Source organism: Lewinellaceae bacterium (assembly GCA_020636135.1).
Classification (GTDB): Bacteria; Bacteroidota; Bacteroidia; order Chitinophagales; family Saprospiraceae; genus JAGQXC01.
This window is the reverse complement of sequence record JACJYK010000004.1, coordinates 101,696-119,992: the sequence shown is the minus strand read 5'-3', so window position 1 is coordinate 119,992 and position 18,297 is coordinate 101,696. Positions and strand designations below refer to the sequence as shown.

Below are 18,297 nucleotides of genomic sequence, written 5' to 3'. Positions count from 1 at the left end.
GTCTGGCAGTTTTAGAACCGCAGGTCTTCGACATGTGCCCCCGGATATTTGTTGACATCCATCTGGAACAAATTGGCTGCGATCTGTTGATTGGGTTTGAGCGTGGTCAGTTGCAGGGACATCCGGACCCCATCGCGATAAAATAATTCCAGTGCCCGGGGTATGCTTTGCGGGTCCAGGCTTAGTCGTGCCTTGGAGACTTCCTCGTCGCGAATCTTGGACTTGAACTCGATCAGGTCAAGGGTCTGACCGTGGTCTTTTACCTGGTCCACCAATGCAAAAAAGTAGCTCTGGTCGTTATAGATCTTCAACCAGTCCAATGGAGTGGCATAACCTTCATCCTGTACATCCGCGGCATCCTGGATCTGGATCTCATTGGCATCGCGGAGGAAACTCCACATGGATTTACCATCACAGACCAGGGTACGGTCGGGGAGTTCCAGCCGGTATTTGGCTCCCTGCTGGTAGAGTTTGCCGGTTTGTTTGCTTTGGGTTTGATCGGGCATCGTGGTTGTCATCACGAAGTCCACCGTGACATCCGTCCAGTTGTCCATTTTCTCTTTGGTCATTTGCAGCAGGTTGACTGCCCTGGAATCGGATACTTCCAGATCCGCACTCCGTGGGGTCTGCGTCCAAGCCAAGCTGCCTGACAGGAGGAACATCAACATCGGAATACAACCACGAACCTTCATGAAAAGCATTTATACCAAGAACGATGGCAAACCGCCATTAGTTTGATGGAAGCGTTAAAGTAGGGTTAAGCCCTTACTTTTTCTTTAATTCATCCAATAAGTGTTCCAATTCCATTTCAGAGAAGACCAGTACTTCACGGGGCTTGCTACCATCAGCAGCACCTACGATATTAAGTTGCTCCAGCTGATCCATGATCCGTCCGGCGCGGTTGTAACCTAATTTCATCCGACGCTGGATCATCGAGGTGGAACCCAGTTGGTTTTGCACCACGAGTCTTGCAGCATCTTCAAACTGGTCATCCAGCTCATCCCAGGACAATCCGGATTCTCCGATCATGGCTTCGCTTTCCGGCTGGTATTCGGGCAGGTAAAATGGTTCGGCAAATCCCGGTTGGTCGTGGATGTGGTCGAGCACGCGTTCCACCTCAGGAGTATCCACAAAGGCGCACTGCAGGCGGATCATATCGCCTCCGACATTAAGCAACATATCCCCGCGACCGATGAGTTGTTCGGCGCCGCCGCGGTCGAGGATGGTACGGCTGTCAATTTTGCTGGTCACCTTAAATCCGATACGGGCCGGGAAGTTGGCTTTGATGATACCTGTGATGATGTTTACCGAAGGACGCTGGGTGGCGATGATCAGGTGGATGCCTACGGCACGGGCCAGCTGGGCCAGACGACCGATGGGTAATTCGATCTCCTTACCAGCCGTCATGATCAGGTCGGCGAACTCGTCGATCACCAGGATGATAAAAGGAAGGAATTTATGTCCGTTTTCCGGGTTGAGTTCCCTCCGGCGGTATTTAGCATTGTATTCTTTGATATTACGCGCACGGCCTTTTTTCAGCAGGTCATAGCGCGTATCCATTTCGATGCAGAGAGAATTGAGGATGTTGATCACCTTGCTGGTCTCGGTAGTGATCGCCTCCTTGGCATCCGGGAGGAAGGCCAGGTAATGTTCTTTCAGCTTGCTGTACGGAAACAGCTCCACTTTTTTCGGGTCGATCAGGACCAGTTTGACTTCGCTGGGATGCTTTTTGTAGAGCAGGGACATCAGGACGGTGTTGATACCAACTGACTTACCCTGACCCGTGGCTCCGGCAATCAGGAGGTGGGGCATCTTAGCCAGGTCGGCAACAAAAACTTCGTTGGCAATGGTTTTTCCCAGTGCTACGGGTAATTCCATTTTGTTGTCGTGGTATTTGTCCGATGCCAGCACTTCGCGCAGACTGACGACCTGTTTCTTTTTATTCGGCACTTCGATACCGATGGTTCCTTTGCCGGGTATCGGCGCGATGATCCGGATGCCGAGGGCGCTGAGACTCAGGGCGATGTCATCTTCCAGGTTTTTGATCCTGGAAATACGTACACCCGGAGCCGGGACAATCTCGTACAGGGTCACGGTCGGCCCGATGGTGGCGCGGATCTTGGTGATCTCAATCTTGTAGTTCAACAAAGTGGAGATAATCTGGTCTTTGTTGGCTTCCAGTTCGGCGCGGTCGATCTCCACTTTCTCTTCGCTGTAGTCATCGAGGAGCTCCAGGCTAGGGAATTTATAATTGCGCAACTCATCCTGCGGATCGACCGGAACGTTCAGTCCGATGTGTTCGCCATGCTGGTGGGAATCCATTTCTACGGGCAGGGGCAGATGTTCGGCACTGTGTTGAATCTCCAATTCGGTGTCATTGTTCAGATCTTCCGGCGCCGGGGAGGTACCCTGGGGTTCGATCATCTCAAATTCGAGGTCATCGTCCAGAGATTCTTCACCGGCAGCTGATGCTGCAGTGTCCGGAACAACAAATTCCATCTGGCCAAATTTATTGAAGCGGGCAACAGATTGTTCGTCTTCTTCCGGCTCGATTTGATTGCTGCCAGGCTTGGTATAATAACTAGGTTTCAATGGTACATTTTCAGTGACGGCGCCCACACCTACGGCGACAGGTGTTTTGGTGAAGGGCCAGAGTTTCTGCCAGGGGATCTGGGCATCCGAGAAATTCGGATTGATGGACCAGATGATGATGATGATGATGGTAAGCAATAACAAGGCATACAATCCTACCTCCCCGATGAAGTTGCTGACCCAGTAGGTCAGTCCTTCGCCGATGGTACCGCCCCAGGGGAATGCAGTTTTCAGGAAAAAAGCTTCAAAAAAGACCGATAAATAGATCATCAGCCCCATCAGGTAAGCAAAGTGATAGGTCAGGCTGTGTTCTTTCTTGCCGCGTAGCAGGAACCAGCCGAGTTTGTACAGGAAGGGAAGCAACAGGAAAGAGGACATGCCAAAACCCCAGTAGATGAAAAAGTTGGAAAGGACGGCGCCCATACGTCCACACCAGTTTTGCATGACCAGATTGTTATCCCACAGGGTTTGCCAGGAAAAATGAAAGACCTGATCCTGATCGGCGTGCCAGTTAAAAACATAAGATACCAGGGCCAGCGCCAGATAGACGGTAAAGAAAAGGACCATAATACCGCCAATCTTGCGGAAGCGCTCCTTTTTCTGGGTTTTGGTGATGGGCTGTTTTTTCTTTTTGTTCTTGGACGCCATGGGATTGAAACAGTTAGATATTAAGAATATTTTTAATGCATCTTCACGCAAATATAGAATTATACATATAAAGAAAAAATGTAATGTGAAATTTTTTTCTGGAAATTCAACGGCAATATCGACGCCCTGGTACTTTGGATTGGTTGTAGCATGTAACTTACTACTCACTGGGGATGTCCTATCCTGTAATCAAAACCCGGAAAATGAAAGACGCAACAACCATAACCAGATCACTGCAGCGAGCAGCTTGTTTTATAGCCCCCTTGTTGATGGCTACCTCCACTTTTTTTTGGAAAAACGGAGCCTATGGTCTCACCGGCGGAACCCTCCTTATCGGATCCCTGGTGTGCTGGATCTATGCTCTTCAGAGTCTTTTTGGACTATTGGAGAAGGATACACCTCATTATTCGGTGTGGGGATACTTTCTGGCGGTGGTTGGTTGTATCAGTGGGATCAATTTTGCCTTTTGGGGTGTGATCAGTGAAGCATTTGACCTTACCCAGCAGGCTCTTCTTGACCAGGCTTCCATCCATGCTATGGTTTTTAATCTGTTGCTGTTCTGGACGGGCCCGCTCTTTCCATTGAGTCTGTTGATCGTGGGGATAGTCCTGCTCCTGAAAAAGAAAATGCCAATCATTATTGCCATCCTGCTTTGCCTTGCCGGAGTAGCCTTCCCCTTGTCACGCATTCCCCGTATCGAGTGGGTGGCGCACCTGTCGGATCTGATCCTGATGATACCGCTATTTTACCGGGGAATTTACTTCCAGACGGAGCTCTCGATCAAGAGCTGATCTTACCCGCGAATGGTATCTTCTATTGTTGATAAAACGATGTAGCTATTTCCTGCGAATAAAAATTTAGCATTAATCAGGTAGCCTGTAACTTTCCGTAATGCTAATCCGTAATTAGGGTGTATGAATGCCAAAGAATACAATCAATGTGTGGAACATTATGCCGATGCACTTTACCGGTACGTGCACCGGGGCTTCCGTCACATCGATGATGCCCAGGATATCGTTCAGCATTGTTTTGAAAAACTATGGATGAAACGGGAGCAGATTGGCATGCCGGAGGCGAAAGCTTTTCTGTATGTGAGCGCCCGGAATGCTTCCATCGACGACTGGAGGAAAAATCACCGCATTGTATCTTTTGAAAACCATACCCAGCAGGATTCGGGCTATGAACCGGATGAGGTGTTTGAAACGATGGATTTCGCCCGGGAATGTCTGCACCATTTGCCGGAAGTACAACGCAGCATTTTTTTACTGAGAGAATATGAGGGACATGCTTATGAAGAAATAGCGGAACAACTGGAACTTACCTTGAGCCAGGTTAAAGTGAATTTGTTCCGTGCGCGGAAAAAGATCCATGAATTTATGCAAGAAAAAAAGATCGTATTATGACCATCAATCGCCTTAATTACGAAAAATATGCCATCGATTACCTGGATGGCACCCTGTCTCCGGACCTGCGCGAAGAAATGGTAACTTTTCTGAATGCTCATCCGGATATCCGGGAGGAAGTGGAATGGCAACAGCAGTTTACCGCTCCCGCTCTGAAGGTTGTCAGCCATCCTGACAAGAGCAGACTCCTGAAACCGGAGGGTGTAACCCGTCGCATTAGACCCATCTACTGGCTGGCTGCCGCCGCATCCGTCGCGCTGCTGATCGTCTTTGGACTGTTCTGGCGACCACAGCCGGATAATCATCCTATGGCTGCCGGAGAAGAGAAGATCATGCCTGCCAGCGAATCACACAACGATCATCCAATCGTATCACAGGATCCGAACCAGCAGTTGGCAGCAGTGCAGCAGAGCCCTGAAGAACTGACCAGAAGCAGCGAAGCTTCAGAGGCTGAAAGAAGTAAAGAAGGAAAACACCAGATATTACCGGCTGCAGAGCCTAAATCCAGGAACTCAACCATTCAGGTGGCCCGGCATGCACCGGCTACGTCCGGAGTTCCTGCTACCACCGATATTAATAAACCGGTGGCCACTGACCGCGCGGATGATCAGGTAGCAGTACTTGAAACGAGTCCCGCCAGCGATGAGGCCATAGCTCTGACCGAAGCAGCTACCCGGGAAATGGCATTCATCGCCTTGCCTGCCCCGGTGGTGACACTGCTCTACGATGAAGAAACAAATCCAATCGCCGAATCCGCTGTAGCATTGAGTGCACAAGTGTCACAGCCGGAGGAACGCAATCGACTCAATATTCTTAAACGTATGTTACGACCGGAAGCCTACACCGAGGATGGATCCTTTTCCATCAGAGAATCGGTCATCCCGGAAGCTTTTGCCGGACTATTTTCCAAAGATTAAAAAAACCTGAACATGAAATTATCATTCAAAATCGCCCTGACTTCGTTGGTCTTAACGGCCGGGTGCACCGCAGCGGTTGCTCAGCAGGACTCGATGTTACATACACCCCGCTACCGTACGGACCATTATCAGGCTGATACCGTGTACAGCCATTCAATGAATTCAGACTCCAAGTCTACGGTTTATCACCGCAGCAGATACCGTCACGACCCAATCAAAACCCGGTGGTTCTTGCTTGATATCGGTGTGGGATCCTACGTAGAAGACGTGCCCTTATACCTGGATAACGGAATCAATCCTTTTGATCAGGATCTCGGCAGAAGCACCAACCTGCAGATCCACCTCTACCAGCAAAGGATCAACCTGGCTGGTGGTGTCCTGAATCTGCTCCATGGTATGGAGTTCAATATCCAGGATTATGCTTTTGCCAATTCCGTCAGCCTGGTGCCGAATCAACCCCAGTTGACGATCAATAACGATGAGGGCGTCTCTTACCGTAAAAACCGGTTGCAGATGACCTATCTGACCATCCCGGTCATGCTGAATATCGAGACCAACCCCAATCACCACCACCGCTCCTTCCGGATCAGCGCTGGTGTCTATGGCGGCCTCCGACTTAACTCGAACCTGAAGCAGAAGAGTGGTGTCTACGGCAAAGAGAAGATCCGCGATGATTTCAACCTGAATAAATACCAGTATGGTCTGCGTGGCCAGGTTGGCTTCGGTCCGATCAACCTGTACGGGACGCTGAATATGTCACCCTTGTTTGATGAAAAACAGGATGCCGGTGCAAAATTATATCCCTTTACTATTGGGATCTCCCTGGTACCGTTCTGACCAGAAGATATACTTATACAGCTCAAAAAAAGGAGGCGCTGAATTTTCATCCGGCGCCTCCTTTTTATTTTGTGTTGCCTGCTCGCTGCGAGAGACCTTCCTGCGATCTTACGAAAATGCGTTTAATCCCGTCACATCATACCCGGTGATCAACAGGTGGATGTCGTGCGTACCCTCATAGGTGAGCACAGTTTCCAGGTTCATCATATGACGCATCACCGGATATTCATTGGTAATGCCCATGCCTCCGTGGATCTGGCGGGCTTCCCTAGCAATTGTCAGCGCGGTATGCACATTGTTGCGCTTGGCCATCGAGATCTGGGCCGGTGTGGCTTTGCCTTTATTGGCCAGGGTGCCGAGCCGCCAGGTCAGCAGTTGAGCCTTGGTGATCTCGGTGATCATTTCGGCCAATTTTTTCTGGGTCAATTGAAACTGGCCGATGGGCCGGTCAAACTGGATGCGCTCCAGGCTGTACCGTAAGGAGGAATCGTAGCAGTCCAGTGCTGCTCCGAGGGCCCCCCAGGCGATGCCGTAACGCGCTTTTGACAGGCAGGACAATGGACCTTTCATGCCCCGGACCTCCGGGAAGACCTGAGATTTTGGTACCCGTACGTCTTCAAAGATCAACTCGCCAGTGATGGATGCCCGCAGCGACCATTTGCCATGGATCTCCGGAGCGGAGAAGCCGGGGCTGCCCGCTTCAACCACCATACCACGAACGACACCTTCTTCATCTTTGGCCCAGACCACTGCCAGATCGGCAACCGGTGAGTTGGTGATCCACATTTTGGCGCCGTTGAGGATGTAGGCGTCGCCATCATCCCTGATGTTGGTAACCATGCCGGCAGGATTGGAACCGTAATCCGGCTCGGTCAGGCCAAAGCAACCGATAAAGTCGCCGGAACCCAGTTTGGGCAGGTATTTCTTGCGTTGTTCCTCACTGCCAAAGCGGTAGATCGGGTACATGACCAGCGATCCCTGGACAGATGCCATCGAGCGGATTCCGGAATCACCTCGTTCCAATTCCTGCATAATCACGCCATAAGCCATCTCATCCATGCCTCCGCCGCCATATTCAACCGGCAGGCTGGGTCCAAAGGCGCCGATTTCAGCCAGGCCTTTGAACAGATGGGTAGGGCATTCGGCACGATCGGCATAGTCTTCAATAATCGGAGTGACTTCTGATTTGACCCAATCCCGGACCGCGGCCCTGGCCAGCAGGTGCTCTTCTTCCAGTAACTCATCCATCAGGTAGTAATCGTGATGCTGGTATTTATCGACTCGGTTAGCGCTTTTCATATGTTGGACTTATTTTGCCGGCAAAGGTAGGAGAAGCGGGGGAAATGTTGAATGTTGAATGTTGAATGTTGAATTGAAAGAGCCGAAAAGTTGTGGATACCATTTGAGGTTATTAAGAGCACAGAGCCAGAGGCTCGAAAGATGGTATAGCTGCGGATTTCAATCCGCAGGAAAAGATAATAAATGAAAGGAGTGCTGAAGGCACGGCAGACCAGATGTGAAATGTTGAATGTTGAGTGTTGAATGTTGAACTGAAACTTCTGAAAAGTTGTGGATACCATTTGAGGTTATTAAGAGCAAAGAGCCAGAGGCTCGAAAGATGGTATAGCTGCGGATTTCAATCCGCAGGAAAAGATAATAATGAAAGGAGTGCTGAAGGCACGGCAGACCAGATGTGAAATGTTGAATGTTGAGGGTTGAATGTTGAATTGAAACTTCTGAAAAGTTCCAGATACCATTTGAGGTTATTAAGAGCAAAGAGCCGGAGGCTCGAAAGATGGTATAGCTGCGGATTTCAATCCGCAGGAAAAGATAATAAATGAAAGGAGTGCTGAAGGCACGGCAGACCAGATGTGAAATGTTGAATGTTGAGTGTTGAATGTTGAATTGAAGGCTAATCCGATTAGATTTGCACTTCATAAAGCCATCATCATATGGGAACCATTGCCATCGAAGGCATGCAGTTTTATGCCTACCACGGGTACTACAAAGAGGAGCGGAAGAAAGGAAATTATTTTGTGGTCGACGTGTACCTCGACCTTGATTTTACCAAGGCCGGTCGGGAAGATGGTATCCGGCATACCGTCAATTACGAAAAGGTTTACAACCTGTGTGCCCGGCGCATGGAGCGCACCAGGAAATTGCTGGAGTCCGTATGTGTGGAGCTCGCCGAACTGCTGCACCGTAAATACCCGGAGGTAAAAAAGACCCGCGTCCGTATCTCCAAGCTGCATCCTCCTCTGGCAGGCCCTTCGCAGCGCTTTTATGTTGAACACAGCCTCAGGAGGAAAAAACCCAAACGCAAAGATTTAAGTTTTTAATAACAAGCTTTTTGACGCCTTGTGCGTCTTATATACAAATCGTCAACACCAAAACTATGAAGAAAAGAACCTTACTGCTGGCCTTGACGGCTTTCAGCCTGATGTCGTGTGCCACCCTGAACGGTGTATTGAGCCAGGCCGGGACCATGCCTGTCACCACGGAGGAGGTGGGTAAAGGATTGAAGGAAGCCCTCACGGTGGGTATCAGCAAAGGCGCCGAGGCGCTGGCAAAAGCAGACGGCTATTACAAAAGTCCGTACAAGATCCTGATGCCGGAAGAAGCTCGCACCATCGCCAACAAGCTCCGGGTGATTCCGGGATTCGCCGACTTTGAAGAACAGCTGACTGAAAAGCTGAACCGGGCTGCCGAAGATGCTGCACAAAAAGCGAAACCCATCTTTGTGGATGCCATCACGTCGATGACCATCGGCGATGCCTGGAATATCCTGAAAGGCCAGGATAATGCAGCCACCGTTTACCTCAAGCAAGAAACTTACCAGCCACTGTACGATGCCTTTAAACCGGTTATCGTGAGCTCGCTGGAAAAGGTTAATGCCTTGTCCTACTGGGAATCCGCGGTCACCGCCTACAACAAGATCCCATTGGTCAAGAAGATGAATCCCAAGCTGGATGACTATGTGAATACGCAGGCGCTGAACGGCTTGTTCAGCATGGTTGAAAAAGAAGAAAAAGAGATCCGCACCAATGTGGGTGCCCGCACCACCGATCTGTTGCGCCGCGTATTCGGCCAGCAGGGCCGCGGCTAGGGTCCTCAAAATAAAGTAGAACACAGTAGGAACAGTCGGTGTGGCTTGGGTCAGACCGGCTGTTTTTGTTTGATCTAGCTGGATAAATCTTCGGATCTTATTACACCGGCAGATAAAAACTAATCCCGATTTCATTCTTGGGGTTGGAAGCAGGCGAACATTCCCTTGCCAGAATCGTTAAATTGGTCTTAAATTGTAGCCGATTAAAACTATTTGCCGGATCTTAAACCTTTCCTAAAAAGAAAGTGACCGGATCGACACAACCAATGCGGAACCAAACAGTAACTCTTCTTTTTTTATTTATTTCACTGGTAGCCCGGGGGCAGCATGCTCCAGGATCCATTGAGTTATTTAACTCCTCATTTGAAGGGATACCGCAGTGTTGCCAGGCCCCGTTGGGGTGGCGTGACTGCGGTTGGCCGGGGGAGACCCCACCGGATATTCAACCCTCCGGTCAGTTCAGCGTGACTCGTCCTGCGCAGGACGGAAGAACCTACCTGGGCATGGTTGTACGTGAAAATGAAACCTGGGAACGTGTAACCCAGGCGCTAACCACGGCCATGCATGCAGGCACTTGCTACTCTTTTTCGCTCTACCTGTGCCGGTCCAATGTTTATCTCAGCAAGCTGGATGCTAAAGAGGATTCACCACTAAAATCTTTTACAAAACCTATCGTGCTGCGGATCTGGGGAGGCAACGATTACTGCGATCGTGCAGAGATGCTCGCCGAGACCCCGCCCATAGAGAATGCGGACTGGCGGAAGTATAATTTCAAGCTGGAGCCCAAGCAGCATTATAAATTCATCATCCTGGAAGCGTATTACAAGACGCCGGTCTTGATGCCCTACAATGGCAATGTTCTGGTGGACCATGCCAGCGCCCTGGAGCCGATTCCCTGTGATGATGAACTACCAGCCATTGACCCGGAGATTACCCCTCCTGTGGCAGAGGAAGAAGAACCTAAAGTTGTAAATCAGGCTCCGCCTGCCCGGCCTCAAACCCAGCCTCAGCGCCCCGAAACACCTCCGGTAACCCCGACACCAGTGCCTGAAGAAGAGAAACCTTCCCAACCGAAAATTCGCGTCTTAACCGAACTGTATGGTGACCTAAAGGTGGGACAGGTGGTCACCATCCGCAATCTGTATTTCCGGGAGAATTCCTTTGACATCGATTCGAAGTACTTTCCGGTTCTCGATGAGCTGTATGCCTTTTTGAAGCAAAACAAAAATGTACGCATCGAGATCGGAGGGCATACCAATGGATTGTGCGAGGATGTGTTTTGTCAGCAGCTTTCCCTCAACCGGGCTCAGTCTGTCTCCAAATACCTGGTCGACAAAGGGATCGACGCACGTCGCATTATTGCTAAAGGTTACGGTAAAAGCCACCTGATCGCCTCGGACAATACGCCCTACGGTAGGCAGAAAAACCAGCGTGTCGAACTAAAGATCCTCAGCCTGGAAAGCTAGCACGTGGTCACTTCAAATCCCAGCGATTCCAGGTCAGACCAAAATGCCGGATAGGATTTGACAACGACTCCGGGGTCCTTGATGACAATAGGGTTTAATATGGCTAATGGGGCCATCGCCATCGCCATCCGGTGATCTTCGTAGGTAGCAAATTCGGGTGTCATCCTGAAGGCAGCCTGGCCCTCAACAACAAAAGTATTGGCTTGTACAGAATCCTGGTAAAAAGCCACGTCCAACTTCCTTAGTTCGTTCTGCATGGCTGCAATCCGGTCGGTTTCTTTGATGTACAAGGTCTGCAATCCCTGAAAGACTCCCTTGACTCCCAATCCCCCACAACAGGCAATAACTGTCTGAGCCAGATCGGGGCAATTGATGAAGTCGTATTCAAAAAACGGTTTCGGTGGCGTGGAGGTTCGTGAAAGCCGGATGTACCCTTCCCCGAACTCGGTATGGACGCCCAGGTTTTCCATGAAACCGGCTATCGCCGCATCACCCTGCAGACTTTCCTGGTGCAGTCCGTATAACGTGAGGTCGCAGTAATCACTCAGGGCAGCGATACTGTAATAATAAGAGGCTGCACTCCAGTCTGCCTCTACCTGGAATGGCCGGGCTTCATAGGCTTGTGGTTCAACCGTGATGGTTTGCCCACTCCAGGTGTGATCGACTCCGAAAAAACCCATCATATGCAGGGTCATTTCAAGATACGGCCTGGAAACCAGCTCGCCCTCCAGATTCAACTCCAGTCCCATGGGGAGCCGGGGTGCGATCATCAGCAAGGCAGACAAGTATTGAGAGGAGACACTGGCCGGTAGCGTAAGACTGCGGGTCACTTGTTCCCATTGTCCACCGCTGAATCGCAAAGGAGGATAACCTTCATTTTCCAGGTATTCAATCCGGGCGCCCAGGGTTCGCAAGGCTTCAACCAGTGGTCCGATGGGGCGCTGCTTCATCCGCTCGCTCCCGGTCAGTGTGCAGGACTTTCCGGACCAAGCCAGATAAGCAGTGAGGAAGCGGAAGGTGGTGCCTGCTGCGCCGGCATCCAGCACCTCATTCTGGGACGCTAACAGGGCTTGCATGGTAGAAACGTCCTTGGAGGTTCCCAATCCGGTAATAGGAAAATCTTTTCCGGAGAGCGCCCGCAGGATCAAAGCCCGGTTGCTGATGCTCTTCGAGCCATCCAGCGTAACCGTCCCGGAAATTCTGCGATCCATGCGATGCAATTCCAACTTGGATGGATAATCGAACCTGTTTAATGCTGCCATGCCTTAATCTGCCGTCATGTTTTCCCAAATCGTAGAATGGGCTCAAAAGTAAGGATTTGAGCGATATCTGCATTTGGTGGACACTTACCTGAAATGGAAGGCAGCTTCGGATTATTTATTCAGAGCGCCTATCAACGTTTTGCTACCTTATTCTTCCTCAGACTGGGCATCCCGCTTCTTGCGCTGCCACTTCTCATGTTTATCGTAGGCGTAGATGATCTCCTTCACCAGACGATGCCGGACCACGTCGGTCGGATCAAGGTAAATGGTTGCCACACCCTGAAGGTGGTGCAACAAATCGATCGCCAGGCGCAAACCAGATCGCTGATATCCAGGCAGGTCGATCTGGGACAAGTCACCGGTTATGATACACTTCGCCGAGGGGCCCAGGCGGGTAAGGAACATCTTGAGCTGCATGGAGGTCGCATTTTGCGCTTCATCGAGCAGGATATAAGCGCTGTCCAGGGTTCTTCCCCGCATGAACGCCAATGGTGCGATCTCAATGGTCCGGTTAGCCATGAACTGGCCCAGCGTCTCCGCAGGGATCATGTCATCCAGCGCATCGTATAATGGACGCAGATAAGGATCTACTTTTTCTTTCAGGTCGCCGGGCAGGAATCCCAGGCTTTCTCCGGCTTCGACCGCCGGCCGTGTAAGGATGATCTTCTTGACCTGCCGATTCTTTAAGGCGCGTACAGCCAGCGCTACGGCGGTATAGGTCTTGCCGGTACCAGCAGGGCCTACGGCAAATACGATATCGTTATTTTCTGCCGCCTCGACCAGCCGCTTCTGATTTGCGGTCTTGGCGCGGATGACTTTGCCACTGCGGCCATGGACGATAACGGACTGGTCGCCACTCCCGTTACCCAGCGGGTCATAGGGATGGATACCGCTCAGTAATTCGACTACCGTGTCCATTTTCAATTCTTTTTCACGGCGCAATACCTTAAGCATGACCTCCAGTTTGGCTTTCACCTCCTGGGTTTGTTTTTTGTCACCGGCTATTTTAAGATTGGTGCCCCGGGAGTTGATGGTTACATCGGGAAAGGCTTTGCGCAGCAGATTGAGTTTGGAATTACGCTCTCCGTACAGTTCAAGCAGATCGATGCCTTCAACGGAAAGACTGATTTCACTCATTGAATTTGCCAAATAAGTATGGTTTTAAATGATGCAATACGTCGGCAATTGCCTTGTTTTTCCTCCAATTAAGGTAGTTGACTTTTTTCAATACTTCAAATTGAAGGCTAAACGAATTAAAGATTTAATTAATATTTTATTTTTGTCCTAAATTTAAGGTTTTCCGGTTACGACCGCATAGCAACAGATTAAATTAATGTTAATAGATTCTGCAACATGAACCGGGTGGTAACATTAACAACCGATCTCGGCAACCAGGATTATTATGTCGGCATGGTGAAGGGAGCCATCCTCTCTGCTTCACCGGAAATGCAGTTGGTGGATATCACCCATGAGATACCCTCATACGACATCGTCCAGGGAGCTTACATTCTCCGGAATGTGTACAACCACTTTCCGCCCGGAACCGTTCACCTCATCAGTGTGAATAATAACTACAATGTTCAGAACATCTACATCCTGTTCGAAAAAGACGGTTATATTTTTGTAGGCCCGAACAATGGTCTTTTTTCACTGGTTTTTGAACGGCTGCCCGATCAGGTTTTTGAATTGCGTGGCAGCAAAGGAGGCGCATTTCCGGTCCGGGATATTTTTTCCAAAGTGATCCGGCAACTGGGGCGAGGAGATACCCTAAATGAAATTGGTGACGCAGTGACGAACCTGGTGATGCGAATGAATCTTCAGCCCGTGGTCACACGTTCCCACATCCGGGGTTCCGTCATCCATGTGGACAAATTTGATAATGTCATCCTTAATATCACCAGAGAAGTTTTTGAACGGGCAAGAAAGGGACGTGATTTTGCCTTGTTTTTCAAGCGTTTTGAGCCCATAACCACCATCAGTGAGCATTATTTCGATGTACCGGTGGGAGAGACCCTCTGTCTCATCAATTCTGCGGATCATCTGGAGATTGCCATCAATATGGGTAAAGCTGCCAGCCTGCTGGGCCTGAAGGATGATGAGACGGTTCAGATCGACTTCTACGACGAGCCATGATCCGCCGCATCGTCAGAATGCATTTCCTGGAAACGTACGTTCCCGAATTCATCCGATTGTTTAATGAACGGAAAGGACACATTTTGAATTTTCCAGGATGTGTATCTTTGGAGCTTTATCAGGATGCAGACACACCTGGCGTCTGGTACACCTGGAGCAGCTGGCAAAGCGTGGAAGACCTGGAACATTACCGGCAGTCTCCATTTTTCAGGGATACGTGGAAATCGATCAAGCCACAATTTTTAGTACCACCTCAGGCGTTTACACTGCGTTCAGAAAATGAGTGAATCATGCAGATTTTGCCGATTGCGGACTATAGCATTCATATCGGGCCGGTAGCGGAAGCGCTTGCACCGCTGATGCAGCAATTGCGTTACAGCACGCTCTTTGTATTGGTGGACGAACAAACCGAATTGCATTGCCTGCCACGGATCCGCTCGCTGGTCGAAGGTGCCACCATCATCCGGATACCTGCCGGCGAGGAAGCCAAGAACATCCAGGAATGCCAGCACATCTGGCAGCAATTACTTGACGGACATGCCGACCGCAAGTCCCTGATCATCAACCTGGGCGGTGGTGTGATCGGTGATATGGGCGGTTTCTGTGCAGGGACCTTTAAGCGGGGCATACCCTTCATTCAGATACCGACCACCTTATTGTCGCAGGTAGACGCCAGTGTAGGAGGTAAGCTGGGCATTGACTTCAAACACATTAAAAACTGCATTGGACTCTTCAAGAATCCACAGGCTGTTCTGGTTGATCCCCAGTTCTGCACGACCCTGCCGGAACGGCAGCTGGCCAGCGGCATGATCGAGATCTTCAAGCATGGATTGCTGCATGACGTGGATTTGTACCACAAATTGCTCGAACTGGAGTCCTTGCCGGACATCCTGGATGAAGAATACATTACCCGGGCCATTGCCGTGAAGCGGGAAGTTGTCGAACAGGACCCCTATGAGGCAGGGTTGCGCAAGATCCTGAATCTGGGGCATACCCTGGGGCATGGCGTCGAATCCTATTTCCTGGAAACCGATCATCCCCTTTTGCATGGTGAAGCCGTGGCGATTGGACTCATTGGGGAATTATACATTGCCGGCAAACGGTTTGGATTTCCCGCCGAAGAACTCACCCACATCGAACGATTTGTCAAGCGATGGTATCCGGAGATTGCAATACCGGATGATGCGCGTGGTGCCATCCTGGAGATCATGGCTCAGGACAAGAAAAATGAACGAGACCAACTTCATTTTTCGCTGCTGAAAAAACCCGGAGAACCCTGTATCGACTGCATTATCGAACCTGATTTGGTCGAAGAAGCGATCACTTATTACAATAATCAACTATCCGTACCAGTTTAATGGACAGGTAAGCCGAACAGATCAAACTTATGGCAGATACCAATTACAACCAGTCACTGGCTAAAAAATTGTACCGCATCCTGTGGGGATTGGCCATCCTCATGGTCCTCAGTGGCATCCTGTTTTTTATCATTTTGTCACGGCAGGACCTGCCTACCTTTGAAGAACTGGAGAATCCGGAGAATGAACTTGCTACGGTCATTCTGGACAAAAATAAAAATGAACTGGACCGGCTGTTCATCCAGAACCGGGTGCCGGTCGCCTTCGAAGAACTGAATCCCTATATCGTCCAGGCCCTGATCTCAACCGAGGACGAGCGTTATTATAAACACGCCGGTATCGACCTGGAAGCATTGGGCAGGGTAGGGGTCAAGAGCCTTCTGATGGGTAAAAAGTCCTCCGGTGGCGGAAGTACCATCACTCAGCAATTGGCCAAGCTGATGTATCCGCGGATCGACCTTTCCAATATGAGCAAGGTTCAGCAGATCCTCAACCTCGGACTGTCTAAATTCAAAGAATGGATCACGGCTGTTAAACTTGAGCGCTCTTACACCAAGGAGGAGATCATTGCAATGTACCTCAACAAGTTTGACTTCATCTACGATTCCTATGGGGTACGGGCGGCGGCAGAAACCTATTTTGGCAAGGAGCAGGAAGATCTGCAGCCTGATGAAGCTGCGGTCATCGTGGCCATGCTGAACAATCCCTGGTACTACAACCCCAAGAAATTCCCGGAGAATTCCACGACCCGACGCAATATCGTCCTTTCCAAAATGCAGAAGCATGGCTATCTGAGCAAAGTGGAGTACGATTCATTGCGGACGCAGCCCATCGATATGTCCAATTTCAAACGGAAGACGCAGTCCGACGGCCTTGCTCCCTATCTGAAGGTTGAAATACAAAAGCGGGTAAAGGAGATCCTTGCCCAGCCGGAAACCCGTAAGCCGGACGGTACCGAGTACGACCTATTTAAAGACGGCCTTCAGATCGAGACTACCATCGACCCGGTTTATCAGCGCCTGGCATTGGAGGCAGTTCTGGAGCATATGCCCAAATTACAGACTTCGTATTTCCGGCATTGGAAGGGGATGAACCCGTTTACCTATGACATGGATGATCAGCAAAAATCGATCGTCCAGGCGACACTGGACCGCATGATGCATGAGTCAGACCGCTACCAGACCCTGCGATATGCCCGTTTAGGGACCCTGCTGCAAAAAATGCAGGAAGAGGTGTCAAACCTGGTCTACACCGATACCGAGATCGAATGGATGATCGATGAGGAAAAAAATCCAGGCCGGATTGCAGGCTTGCAGAGCAAAGGTGTCATCCGTAAAGACAAGGCACAACGTATGCGGGAAGCCATGAAAAGCAATGAATGGGACGAGCTTAAAGTCAAATACCAGGACCTGCAAAAGGAAACTGTCAAAGCATTTGACACCAAGACGACCTGCCGGATCTTTGACTACAGTTCTCCGGATTTTGAAAAGGATTCGGTAATGACCCCGATGGACAGCATCAAGTACCACATGGAAATCCTTCAGACCGGGGTTATGGTCATGGACCCGACGACCGGGTTTGTCAAAGCATGGGTCGGAGGAGTCAACCACAAATACTTCAAGTTTGATCACGTCACTTCCAATCGTCAGGTCGGTTCCACCTTTAAGCCGTTTGTCTACACGACGGCGGTGATGAACAACATTTCACCTTGTACAGAGGTGATCGACCAGCCCTATACCATTGCTCCGGGGGAGAATAATTTCCATATCCCAGAGCCCTGGACCCCGAAGAACAGTCACGACTTTACCGGAAAAAAGATGAATCTGTATCAGGGTCTGCGCGAATCCGTCAACTCGCTTTCCGTCTTTCTGATGAAGAGCTTTGGAAGCGCGGAGCCGGTGCGTGAGACGGCCATTTCGATGGGATTGAACGGGGACGAGATTCCTTCAGTGCCCAGTATCTGCCTGGGTACTCCTGAGCTTAAAGTGGAAGAGCTGACGGGAGCTTACAGCGTATTTGCCAATAACGGTGAATACAACAAGCCCATTATCATACAATACATCCGTGACCGCCACGGACGACTGATCTATCAGAATAAGCTCGCCCGTCACCGGGCATTGAATGAAAAGACCAATTATGTCATGGTACGCATGCTCGAACAGGCGATCGGAAATGGCAAACTGGGACTGACTTCTCCGGAAGTTGGAGGTAAGACCGGCACCACCAACAACCACGTGGACGGTTGGTTTATGGGTATCCATCCTCGTGTGGTCATCGGTACCTGGGTGGGTGGTGACTACGGCTGGATCCGTTTCCGTACGCTGGATGCCGGCCAGGGCGCCGTAATGGCCCGTCCTATCTTTAATCTGCTCATGCGTAAACTGGAAGCATTGCCTGCCGATGAATTTGATGCGCAGACGCATTTCAGTGTGCCGGCAGGCCGGTTAGGTATTACCATCGATTGCGATGACTATAAACAAGAGCCGTCAGCGGAGGATGTTTTTGATGTCGAACAGGGTCTGCAGGATGAATTCGATATCATTCACTAAACTGCCTCGTAAACAATAAAAATCAC

Annotated in this window: 16 protein-coding genes; 11 read left to right on the top strand and 5 right to left on the bottom strand. The window is 50.2% G+C overall.

Annotated features, from left to right (window positions below):
- Positions 1-11: 11 nt before the first annotated feature.
- Positions 12-692 (bottom strand): outer membrane lipoprotein carrier protein LolA, encoded by a 681-nt coding sequence (locus H6570_22430; protein ID MCB9322055.1) that lies wholly within the window; start codon positions 690-692, stop codon positions 12-14.
- A gap of 73 nt (positions 693-765) precedes the next feature.
- Positions 766-3,240, bottom strand: coding sequence for a DNA translocase FtsK (locus H6570_22425; GenBank protein MCB9322054.1), 2,475 nt, complete (start codon positions 3,238-3,240; stop codon positions 766-768).
- 203 nt (positions 3,241-3,443) lie between these two features.
- Here H6570_22425 and H6570_22420 point away from each other — a divergent pair, with 203 nt between their 5' ends.
- From H6570_22420 to H6570_22405, 4 genes are all read left to right on the top strand, one after another.
- Positions 3,444-4,031: a hypothetical protein gene (locus H6570_22420; GenBank protein MCB9322053.1), complete on the top strand. Its 588-nt coding sequence runs from the start codon at positions 3,444-3,446 to the stop codon at positions 4,029-4,031.
- Between the two features lie 123 nt (positions 4,032-4,154).
- Positions 4,155-4,643, top strand: coding sequence for an RNA polymerase sigma factor (locus tag H6570_22415; protein MCB9322052.1), 489 nt, complete (start codon positions 4,155-4,157; stop codon positions 4,641-4,643).
- A complete protein-coding gene (locus H6570_22410; protein ID MCB9322051.1) occupies positions 4,640-5,560 on the top strand; it encodes a hypothetical protein in 921 nt (306 codons plus the stop codon). The genes H6570_22415 and H6570_22410 overlap by 4 nt, the downstream gene beginning before the upstream one ends.
- 12 nt (positions 5,561-5,572) lie before the next feature.
- Positions 5,573-6,397 carry a PorT family protein gene (locus H6570_22405; GenBank protein MCB9322050.1) on the top strand — a complete coding sequence of 275 codons (825 nt, stop codon included), beginning with the start codon at positions 5,573-5,575 and terminating at the stop codon, positions 6,395-6,397.
- Positions 6,398-6,505: 108 nt separating this feature from the next.
- Here the strand turns inward: H6570_22405 and H6570_22400 are convergent, their stop codons facing one another.
- The gene (locus H6570_22400; protein MCB9322049.1) at positions 6,506-7,696 is read right to left on the bottom strand and encodes an acyl-CoA dehydrogenase family protein; all 1,191 of its coding nucleotides are present in this window, start codon (positions 7,694-7,696) and stop codon (positions 6,506-6,508) included.
- A 653-nt stretch (positions 7,697-8,349) separates the two neighbouring features.
- On the opposite strand from H6570_22400, the gene folB reads away from it, so the two are divergent.
- From folB to H6570_22385, 3 genes are all read left to right on the top strand, one after another.
- On the top strand, positions 8,350-8,736 hold the full coding sequence (gene folB / locus H6570_22395; GenBank protein MCB9322048.1) for a dihydroneopterin aldolase: 387 nt from the start codon (positions 8,350-8,352) through the stop codon (positions 8,734-8,736).
- A gap of 56 nt (positions 8,737-8,792) precedes the next feature.
- The gene (locus H6570_22390) at positions 8,793-9,503 is read left to right on the top strand and encodes a DUF4197 domain-containing protein (GenBank protein MCB9322047.1); all 711 of its coding nucleotides are present in this window, start codon (positions 8,793-8,795) and stop codon (positions 9,501-9,503) included.
- Positions 9,504-9,769: 266 nt separating this feature from the next.
- Complete coding sequence (locus H6570_22385; GenBank protein MCB9322046.1) at positions 9,770-10,969, top strand: OmpA family protein; 1,200 nt, start codon at positions 9,770-9,772, stop codon at positions 10,967-10,969.
- On the opposite strand, the gene H6570_22380 is transcribed toward H6570_22385, so the two are convergent.
- Entirely contained in the window at positions 10,966-12,180 is a 1,215-nt protein-coding gene (locus H6570_22380; GenBank protein MCB9322045.1) for a 3-phosphoshikimate 1-carboxyvinyltransferase, read from the bottom strand. The two genes, H6570_22385 and H6570_22380, sit on opposite strands and share 4 nt — an antisense overlap.
- A 198-nt stretch (positions 12,181-12,378) precedes the next feature.
- Entirely contained in the window at positions 12,379-13,368 is a 990-nt protein-coding gene (locus tag H6570_22375) for a PhoH family protein (protein MCB9322044.1), read from the bottom strand.
- A gap of 216 nt (positions 13,369-13,584) precedes the next feature.
- On the opposite strand from H6570_22375, the gene H6570_22370 reads away from it, so the two are divergent.
- The 4 genes from H6570_22370 to H6570_22355 are packed head-to-tail and all read left to right on the top strand — an operon-like array spanning position 13,585 to position 18,271.
- Positions 13,585-14,364: an SAM-dependent chlorinase/fluorinase gene (locus H6570_22370; protein MCB9322043.1), complete on the top strand. Its 780-nt coding sequence runs from the start codon at positions 13,585-13,587 to the stop codon at positions 14,362-14,364.
- Complete coding sequence (locus H6570_22365; protein MCB9322042.1) at positions 14,361-14,651, top strand: antibiotic biosynthesis monooxygenase; 291 nt, start codon at positions 14,361-14,363, stop codon at positions 14,649-14,651. The genes H6570_22370 and H6570_22365 overlap by 4 nt, the downstream gene beginning before the upstream one ends.
- Positions 14,652-14,654: 3 nt before the next feature.
- The gene (gene aroB, locus H6570_22360; GenBank protein ID MCB9322041.1) at positions 14,655-15,722 is read left to right on the top strand and encodes a 3-dehydroquinate synthase; all 1,068 of its coding nucleotides are present in this window, start codon (positions 14,655-14,657) and stop codon (positions 15,720-15,722) included.
- A 29-nt stretch (positions 15,723-15,751) separates the two neighbouring features.
- A complete protein-coding gene (locus H6570_22355; protein MCB9322040.1) occupies positions 15,752-18,271 on the top strand; it encodes a transglycosylase domain-containing protein in 2,520 nt (839 codons plus the stop codon).
- The last annotated feature ends 26 nt before the right edge of the window (positions 18,272-18,297 follow it).